Source organism: Shewanella decolorationis, assembly GCF_004354305.1.
Classification (GTDB): domain Bacteria; phylum Pseudomonadota; class Gammaproteobacteria; order Enterobacterales; family Shewanellaceae; genus Shewanella; species Shewanella decolorationis.
Map to the genome: position 1 here is coordinate 4,689,050 of NZ_CP037898.1, position 8,820 is coordinate 4,697,869.

General features: G+C 46.5%; 5 protein-coding genes. 2 read left to right on the forward strand and 3 right to left on the reverse strand.

Annotated elements, in window-relative coordinates:
• Window positions 1-6 precede the first annotated feature (6 nt).
• The gene (gene mprF / locus EYR25_RS21020) at window positions 7-2,559 is read right to left on the reverse strand and encodes a bifunctional lysylphosphatidylglycerol flippase/synthetase MprF (protein WP_133182672.1); all 2,553 of its coding nucleotides are present in this window, start codon (window positions 2,557-2,559) and stop codon (window positions 7-9) included.
• A 436-nt stretch (window positions 2,560-2,995) separates the two neighbouring features.
• Between mprF and EYR25_RS21025 the strand changes: the two genes are divergently transcribed.
• Complete coding sequence (locus EYR25_RS21025) at window positions 2,996-5,728, forward strand: SO2930 family diheme c-type cytochrome (RefSeq protein WP_133182674.1); 2,733 nt, start codon at window positions 2,996-2,998, stop codon at window positions 5,726-5,728.
• Between the two features lie 136 nt (window positions 5,729-5,864).
• Window positions 5,865-7,049 (forward strand): SO2930 family diheme c-type cytochrome, encoded by a 1,185-nt coding sequence (locus tag EYR25_RS21030; protein ID WP_133182676.1) that lies wholly within the window; start codon window positions 5,865-5,867, stop codon window positions 7,047-7,049.
• Window positions 7,050-7,187: 138 nt separating this feature from the next.
• On the opposite strand, the gene EYR25_RS21035 is transcribed toward EYR25_RS21030, so the two are convergent.
• On the reverse strand, window positions 7,188-8,219 hold the full coding sequence (locus EYR25_RS21035) for an AraC family transcriptional regulator (RefSeq protein ID WP_133182679.1): 1,032 nt from the start codon (window positions 8,217-8,219) through the stop codon (window positions 7,188-7,190).
• A 216-nt stretch (window positions 8,220-8,435) separates the two neighbouring features.
• Window positions 8,436-8,820 (reverse strand): transposase (locus EYR25_RS21040; RefSeq protein ID WP_207953666.1); only part of this gene is annotated, 385 nt, incomplete at its 5' end.

Below are 8,820 nucleotides of genomic sequence, written 5' to 3' on the forward strand. Positions count from 1 at the left end.
TCGCACCTACTTTTTAAATACGCCAGTTGCACCACGACTCGTTAAGGTCACTAAACTACCCAGCACTACGGGTAAAGAGAGTCCGCCATAACAAATCAAATACTTAGCTTCCCACCTCGGATTAAACTTATCCTTATACCTTCTAAGTCCCTGAAAGTTGTAAAATTTATTCCCATTCTTATAAACCGTTTTGGCAAGCTTGGTCCAAAACGGCACTATGGCTCTATCTGTTAATCCAGACATGGGCGCCATGCCAAGATTAAACTGCTGATATCCTTGCTGTTTGCCCCAAAGCAGCAGCTCAGTAAACAAAAAGTCCATTATGTTGCTGCCCGATAAATTCGGCAGATAACGCATCAAATCGACGGAAAACTCCATTTTGGCGGCACTGGCCCACACATTGGAAAAGGCCACCGGCTCGCCGTTCAAATACACTAAGGCCATTGGCGTGGCACACAGGTAAGCGGCTGAGAAATAACCAACCGAAAACCCCTTTTCTCGCCCCTGTTTGGCCTTAAGCCAACTGGTTGAAATAGCCTCTAATGTTGGCAATAGACTCTGCACCTCACTGGCATCGATAAGCTTAAAGCTCAAGCCTTCCCTTAATGCCTTGGCATGGCTCTGTCGCAAACTGCGATACTTGCTTGACTGCAACTCAAATTCCGCCAAAGACACTATGGCCTCTTCGCCGAGTTTATACAGGCTCAACCCTTGCTCTAAAAAGTGAGGTAAATACTTTTGCGTCACTTGATAAAACACAGGCCAACCATCGTAGGCGTCACACAGCTCGCGAAACTGCCACAGGAGATCATCAAATTTATCTTGATTACCGATAGGATCGCCCATCACCACCCAGCAATGTCCGGCGCGGGCATACATTAAGAAGGCATCTTTATCTTCATTAAATAACAGCGACTTATCTTGTACTAAGGCGAGATAACCATGACTACTCGGTGCATCGGCAACAATTCCCATGGCGCAGCTCAAGGCTGAACTATCTAGGCGACGGGTATCGGGTTTTCGCACCGCGATCACATAGCGAATGGCAAAGCCGAGCAGAATTACTAAGGCTATCGCACCGCCCCGTAACGCGCGAGACACATGGCTATCCTGCGAGAAGGTTAACCAGAGCGAATCGTCATAATCCACATCTTGGTAGGCAAAAAACAATACCCACACCATCAAAAATAATGCCGCGGCGAGGGATAATATCCAGCCGAAGGAATACTTAACGCCCACAATCGAACCTTGGCGATAAAACACCTGTTCACAGGGCAGCATTAATAAATAGATTAGACCGAGCGCTAGAGAAATCTGCCACTCTGCGCCCTTAAGCACAATAAAAACAATGGCTACTAATAACAGCTTTTGGGTGAGTACGAAGGCTTTTTGATAACGCTTAAACAAGCCATGGGATAATAACAGTAGTAAAATACCACTGGCACTCAATATTAAGCTCGACAATTCAACTATCGACAGCGGCACTATCTCCCCTAGCCAATGATATTTGTGCACAATGGAAGGGTTAACCACTGAAAGCAATAAAACCAAACCAATGGAAAACACACTAATGCTTAATAGTGGTGGCAATAACTGCCTGACAATATGTAAATCAATATCTATCTTAGATAATTTATCCTTATTATTTAACACCAAGCCTACCACAAAATAAATCAGGGCCAGCATAAAAGGCACAATATAATAAATGACCCGATACACAATGACCGAGCCCAGTATTTGCTCAACGGGTAAATACTGGGACAATGTCACTGTAACTACAGATTCAAAAACACCAATCCCCCCAGGCACATGAGCAAGTACCCCGATGGCATTCGCCACAAAGAAAATACTAAGCACTTGAAGGTAACTTAATCCATCTACCGCAGGCAGCAGGCAATAGAATAATGTTCCCACTACTAACCAATCGAGTGTCGAGACCACAAACTGCTTCAACGACTGAGACAATTCGGGAGGCGCAAACTCAAACCCTCGAAAATAAATAGGTTTTTTACGCCACAGGCTAAAAAGAAAATACCCTACTACGCCGAGCAGCATCAGAACGCCAAACACTCGGCTCAAGGAAAATAACCACGTCGGCAATGGTAAATCAGCCAGTTGCTGCGCTGGGAAGTTAATCAGCGCGATACCACAAATAAAGAATAATCCGAGGAAAAAAGTCACCGAGCAGGCAAGCACTATTTGAGTAATCTGATTACCGCTTAACCCTAACTCTGAATAAAACTTATAGCGTATCGAAGTGCCTGTGAGTAATGAAAACCCTATGGTATTGGAAAAGGTAAAGGCTAAAAATGAAACGGGAGCGACTTTTTTATAGCTTAATGATGAGCCAAGTTGTTTAATCGCAAGATAATCATACAGGGTTAAGATTAAGTAGCTTGTCACTGTCAGTGCAATTGCAAGCGCAAGCTGTGAAAATGAAAATAATTTAACCTCAGCCAAAATATCATTTAATTGATAATCCTGCTCAAGGTTATACAAAAGCAATAACGAGACTGTGAATATTATTAAGCTAATAATCACACGAATGCGTTTCCCCATTTTCATCTCCACGTATTGTTAAGGGGCAAGTCAAGTTTAATGACTATTATGAATAAGGTATTAAATTTGAATTAATTTTAATTTATTATTAAGTGATATTTTAGCGAAAGATTTTTAACATAGTGATTTTTGAGTGGCAATAAAATTAAGCATTATCTAGATGATGTTTTATTCATCTTGTAACAAGTATGTTTTAATTTGCATTAATAATATCAAACTGCCTTATCTGAACATAAAAACACCAGAAAGGGTATTCAGTCCCCCCAATGACTCACCCATATTTTGGGTTGAGAATGTTGAGCTTAAATCGAGTCGCGTAAAACCATCTCCCCTTACCGCAGCGATGACTTGCACCATTTTGGCCATATTTCACATTGCCTTTTTCAGCTCCGAGCGCATCCTGTTAACGAAATTATAACAAAAAGCAGGAGCACCTATGTTCAACAAGACGATACACCCACTCTCACGCAAGGGCATTAAGGCAAAATCACGCCAGCTCTGGCCGAGCAACTCCCACAGAAATATAACTCAAGGTAAAGCGAATTGGCTGATGCCGACAGGGGTCGCCCTACTGATGGCTTTTAATCTAACGGGTTGTTTTTCTGACGATGATCCAGCACCAGTGGTGACACCACCTGTAGTTCAGCCCCCTGAAACAGGACCAACCTTCCCCGAAGGCGCCATCAAAATCCCCGCGGGCGATAACCTCACAATGCGTATCCAAGAAGCCTTAATCAACGCGCAAAGTGGTGCAGTGATCGTGCTTCCTAAAGGCACTTTTAATATTGACTCGACCTTGCTGTTTGATGGTGACGTGGATGGGGATGGCAGCTATGCCAAAAACGTTACTATCATGGGTTATGGGATGAAGGACACTGTGCTTAATTTCTCTCAAGCTAACTCGGGTGATGGGATTTTCGTTCAGAATGCGCTGAACATTACCATTCAAGATCTGTCGGTCAATGAAGCCAAAAACAACGGTATCAAGCTTAAAAATACCAATGGCATCATACTGCGCCGCGTGGGGGCGGTGTGGGAAGGCGAACTCGACAAAGATAATGGCGCCTATGGTCTGTATCCCGTAGAGTGTGAAAACATTTTGATTGAAGACAGCTATGTCCGAGGCAGTGCCGATGCGGGCATTTATGTGGGCCAATCCCAATATATTGTGGTGCGTCGCAATATTGCCAAGGAAAACGTTGCCGGGATTGAAGTCGAAAACTCTAAGTATGCCGATGTGTATGACAACGAAGCCATGGGCAACACCGGCGGGATTTTAGTGTTCGACTTGCCGATCAACAACCACAGATACGGCTCTAGCGTGCGGATTTTCAACAACAAAGTGTATGACAACAACACGCCTAACTTTGCCAACGCCTCGGCCAACCCCGCTGGGGTGCACATAGTGCCGCCGGGGACTGGGGTGATTGTGCTGTCTACCGCCGATGTGGAAATCTTTAATAACGAAATTACCCACCACGATACCTTAGGCGTAACAGTCAGCAGTTTCTTTATTGCAGAACCCGATATGACCTCCTTTGTCGGCAACTATGGGCAACCAGGTCAAGCTATTGAAGACGGCTGGCGCCCAGTGCCGCGCAATATCTACTTGCACGACAACGTGATCACCGACTATGGCAGCAAGCCTAAAGGTTATTTAATTCAAGATATTATCCGCGCCTATGTAATAAGCCACGGCACCTTGCCCGGCGTACTCTACGACGGCCTAGGGGAAATGCTTGCCAATAACGGCACAGCCGCTTACCTCGGTTTGAAAGAGGCCCCCTTTGCCGCAGATGGCAGCGATAACGTCTGCGCCAGTGATAACGGTGATGTGTCCTACGGCAGACTCTATGCCAACAGCAACACCGACATCAGCATCGCCGATGTGCAATACGAGAAAACCCAAAACAACCTGCTGAAATGTACTCAAGTGAGCCTCCCCGTACATACGGTGACCTTCGCGGGCCAAGTATTTGGCTGTGGAGTTGACGATAATACCGCAGGTTGTGATGGCGGCGTGCTCGTTGGCGGCGGAGGCACTATCGGTGAAGGCGAAGGCGGTTTAGTGGGTGATGGTGACCAAAGTCTTTGTCAGGCGACGGGTTCAAACGTCAGTTGGGATGCGCTGCTTAAAGCAAACTGCCCTAAACTGTCGGATTACAACCTGTTCAGCGATGCTAAAAACCCCACGGCAGGGCCCAATTCGGGTGGTGTCCCTTATGATCTTAACACTCAGCTCTTTACCGACTACGCCAGTAAATACCGCTTTGTATATTTGCCTTCGGGACAAAAAGCCAGTTACTCCGAAAACGAAGCGTTTGATTTCCCCGTGGGTAGCGTCATAGTTAAAACCTTTGCCTTGCCAAGCGATACCAGTAAGCGCGGGATCAGTAATGAGAGTTTGATTGAAACCCGTTTGCTGATCCATCGTCCAACCGGTTGGAGCGCCCTGCCCTATGTGTGGAATGCCGATAAGACAGATGCGACGCTGGCGAAAGCTGGTGCAATTAGCAGCCAAACCTTAAGCCATAAAGGGAAAAGCCTCACCTTTAACTACATGGTCCCGAGCATGAACCAATGTAAGCAATGTCACCAGTTTAAGGCCGATGACAACAGCAACGCCGTGTTTGTGCCAATTGGTCCTAAGGCGCGCCATTTGAACCGCAATTACAACTATCAAGATGGCACCATGAACCAACTGCTGAAATGGGAAAGCCTAGGTATTTTGCAGGGATTACCAAATCTGAGCCAAGTACCACAAGTGCCCGCCTACCACGATGGTGACGAAGCCACAGTCGCAAGCTTAAGCGATACCGCATTAATGCAAACGGCTAAGGGTTATCTCGACATCAACTGCGCCCATTGCCATAGACCCGAGGGCAACGCCTCTAACACCGGCCTCAAACTCGAGTACTGGCGTGGCTACAGCGATGATGCGGGTTTCTCCCACGGCACCTGTAAATCGCCAGTCGCCTATGGCGGTGGAAACTTAGGTTTTGACGTAGTGCCCGGCAATGCCGCTAAGTCAATCATGCACTTTAGAATGCAAAGCACGACCCCAGGCGATCGTATGCCTGAAATTGGCCGTAGCTTAGCCCATGATGAAGGTGTAGCACTGATCAGCGAATGGATTAAACGTCTACCCGCGGCAAGCTGCTCACAATAGCGTCAACGGTGACAGTGGGTGAAAGCTGGCTTGCAATCACCCACTTGCTTACCACGCCAAGACAGATCAACCCTGACAGAGAAGGCCGACTTAGGCCTTCTTATTTCAAGCAACAACTTAAAGAGCGGATAATCCGATGACAAACCGCCTAACACTCATCGCAATCTTCAGCTTAACGATGTTAGTAACAGCCTGTGGCGGCGGTGACAGCCAAAGCAACGATAATGGCCAAACGCCAACTCCGCCAACGACACCCACTGTACCGACAACGCCCACTAGTTTGTGTGTGAATACGACTGGGCAAGTTAACTGGCCCGCCTTAATGGCAGAGGACTGCCCAGAGTTAAGCCAATACGGGCTCTTTATCGACCCCGCGAACCCTACCGCGCAGCCGCAAGCACCGGGATTTGGTTATCAGCTCGCCACACAGCTGTTTTCTAACTATGCCAGTAAATACCGTTTTATCTATTTACCCACAGGCAGTAGCATGCAATACCAAGCGCAGGAGACATTCGAGTTTCCAACTGGCACCGTGCTGGTCAAAACCTTTGCTCTGCCACAGGATACGGCTATCACAGGCATAGCCAACGAAACCCTTATTGAAACGCGGCTATTGATCAAACGCTCCCAAGGCTGGACGAGTCTGGTTTATCAATGGCAACAAGGTGAAGCAAAGCTGCTTACCGCGGGTGCAAGCGTGCATCATACCCTGATTAATCAAGGTCAAAACCAAAGCTTCGATTACAGCATACCGAGCCGCGCCGAGTGCAAAATTTGCCACCAAATCAATCAAGATAACAGTAGTCAAATCATTCCGATTGGCCTTAAAGCCCATCTCTTGAATCGCGATATCATCGACCAAGGGCAAAGTGTCAACCAACTCAGCCTGTGGGCCAAACAAGGCAAGCTTGAGCAGTTACCCGAGTTAAGCCAAGTCGCTAAAACCTATGCCATAGACAACCTCCAAGCCGATTTAACCAGCCGTGCAAAGGGCTATTTAGATGTTAACTGCGCCCATTGCCACAGCGCCAAAGGCTATGCCAGCATCTCCGGCTTACGCCTTGGGTTTTATATCGACCACACCAGTTATCAATATGGCATTTGCAAACAACCACCCGGCTGGGATGGCGGTGCTAAAGGACTCGATTACGATATCGTCCCAGGCAATGCCGACCATTCGATTTTGCTCTATCGCCAAACACTGTCAGAACCCAAAGATCGCATGCCGCCCATCGGCCGCAATCTTGAGCACCAAGAAGGCGTGGAATTAATTCGTCAATGGATAGATTCACTGGCACCGAGTTTAGGGAATTGTACTTAGATGGATGACTAGCGGTTATCAACACTTAGGAGAGATACAGGCATATGACTGTATCTCCAACCAACCGCCAAATGATTTAACTATGACTTTAACGGCAAAATTGCGGCTTCAAGGGCAAGGTTCAGTCAATCGCCTTACTTAGTTAGCCCGTTCACCACCATTCAGCTGACTAAAATACCCGGGTGGATGGCCAATCCAATGCTTAAAGGATTGACGGAAATGGCTCACATCACTGTAGCCTAAGGTCTCGGCAATCGCCTCAATATCAAGCTCGTTAGCTAAAATCAACTCGACCGCCCTTTGACAACGCACCTGATCGATTAAGCGTTGATAACTCGAGCCAAGCTGTGCCAGCTTACGCCGAAAGCTGCGATCGCTCATATGCAGTTGCATAGCCATGTCATCTAAATGAAGCACTTGGGGAAAATGCTCACGAATTGCTGCCAGTACGGTTTCGATAAAAGATGTGGTCGAGACATAAGCAGTATTTTCGGTGTAGGCAGGGAATGGGTAATTGATAGCAAGTGAAAGATAATTTAGAGAAATACTCCATTCATAATATTCGCAATTAAACTGCACTTGAGCACCCGTGGCTTCGCTTAAAAAACGGCTGTCACGGACAGGTTCCGCCAAATTGATTTGCTTAAGCATAATCGCCTCCCCTGTGAGCTCTCTGGCAAGCCCTAACAGCGAACCTATGCTATGCAAGAACTGGAATCCATATTGTGCTTTGTCGATACGGCCGGTGTTGAGCCAGCGAATACAAATACCGTCTTCTTCAAAACGTACTAAAGTATCGGTAAAACTGCCGACTAAACGGGGATGATTGAGCACAAACTGCAAGCAGGCCTGTAAGGAAGTCAACTGCGCCAGATGGGGTAAGAGCACATCTAAACTACTCACCCGATAGCTCAGGCCTAATTTGGTTCCAATATCGGGATTACCAACCCGCATACGCAAAAACTCCATCGCATATTCTACCTGCCATACATAAACAAACTGGCAATGATTAAGCTCTGCTTGGCCAACGCCAATGTGAGCACACACCTTCTGTAAGGCACTTTCACCTAACTCCATGGCAATAAAATCAAGAATATTGCGTAATTCGAATGCGGGATAGGTTTGATCACCCACCATCAGGTTCGTCTTGTAGTCGACGCGCTGTAACATGGAAAATCCTTAATATGATTTGTTCAGCTTTTAATTCCCTAGGTGATTAGTTGTATAAGATCTCACTTAATTTGAATAGTCTTAAACCAAACTTAATGTTAAAAAAATGTGTTTTTTATTTCATACTCAAATTCAAACAAAAAAGCCTGCATATTCGCATAATGCCACTCGCTTAAGAGCGAGTGGCATTTTTACTTGGATATTTCACCGTTTTCTTTAGCACCACACGCGGGTAGCTGGGCCGCTTCCTCTTTGGGGCCTTTTGCCATTTTCCCTCAGTCGTTTTAAGTGCTGTGGGATCGCTCCAGGACTCCCTCTGTCGCTCCAACCAAACTCATCTTGGATTAAAAACAGGGCATTAATGAAACTTATTCTCTGTGGCTCAACTTGATGCTGCACTGCCATGGCAGCCATCTCTAGCCGAACAATATTGTAGGTCGTCAAGATCCCCCATAATTCTTGATACACCCCATCCTTCTTCTTACTGCGCAGGACAGGTTTATTTTCCAGTTGATATTGCTTCAGCTCACCATAACCCCTCTCTATCTCCCATCGCTGCCAATACACCTTGAGCAAATCGTTCACTGGATAAGTGTCGGGA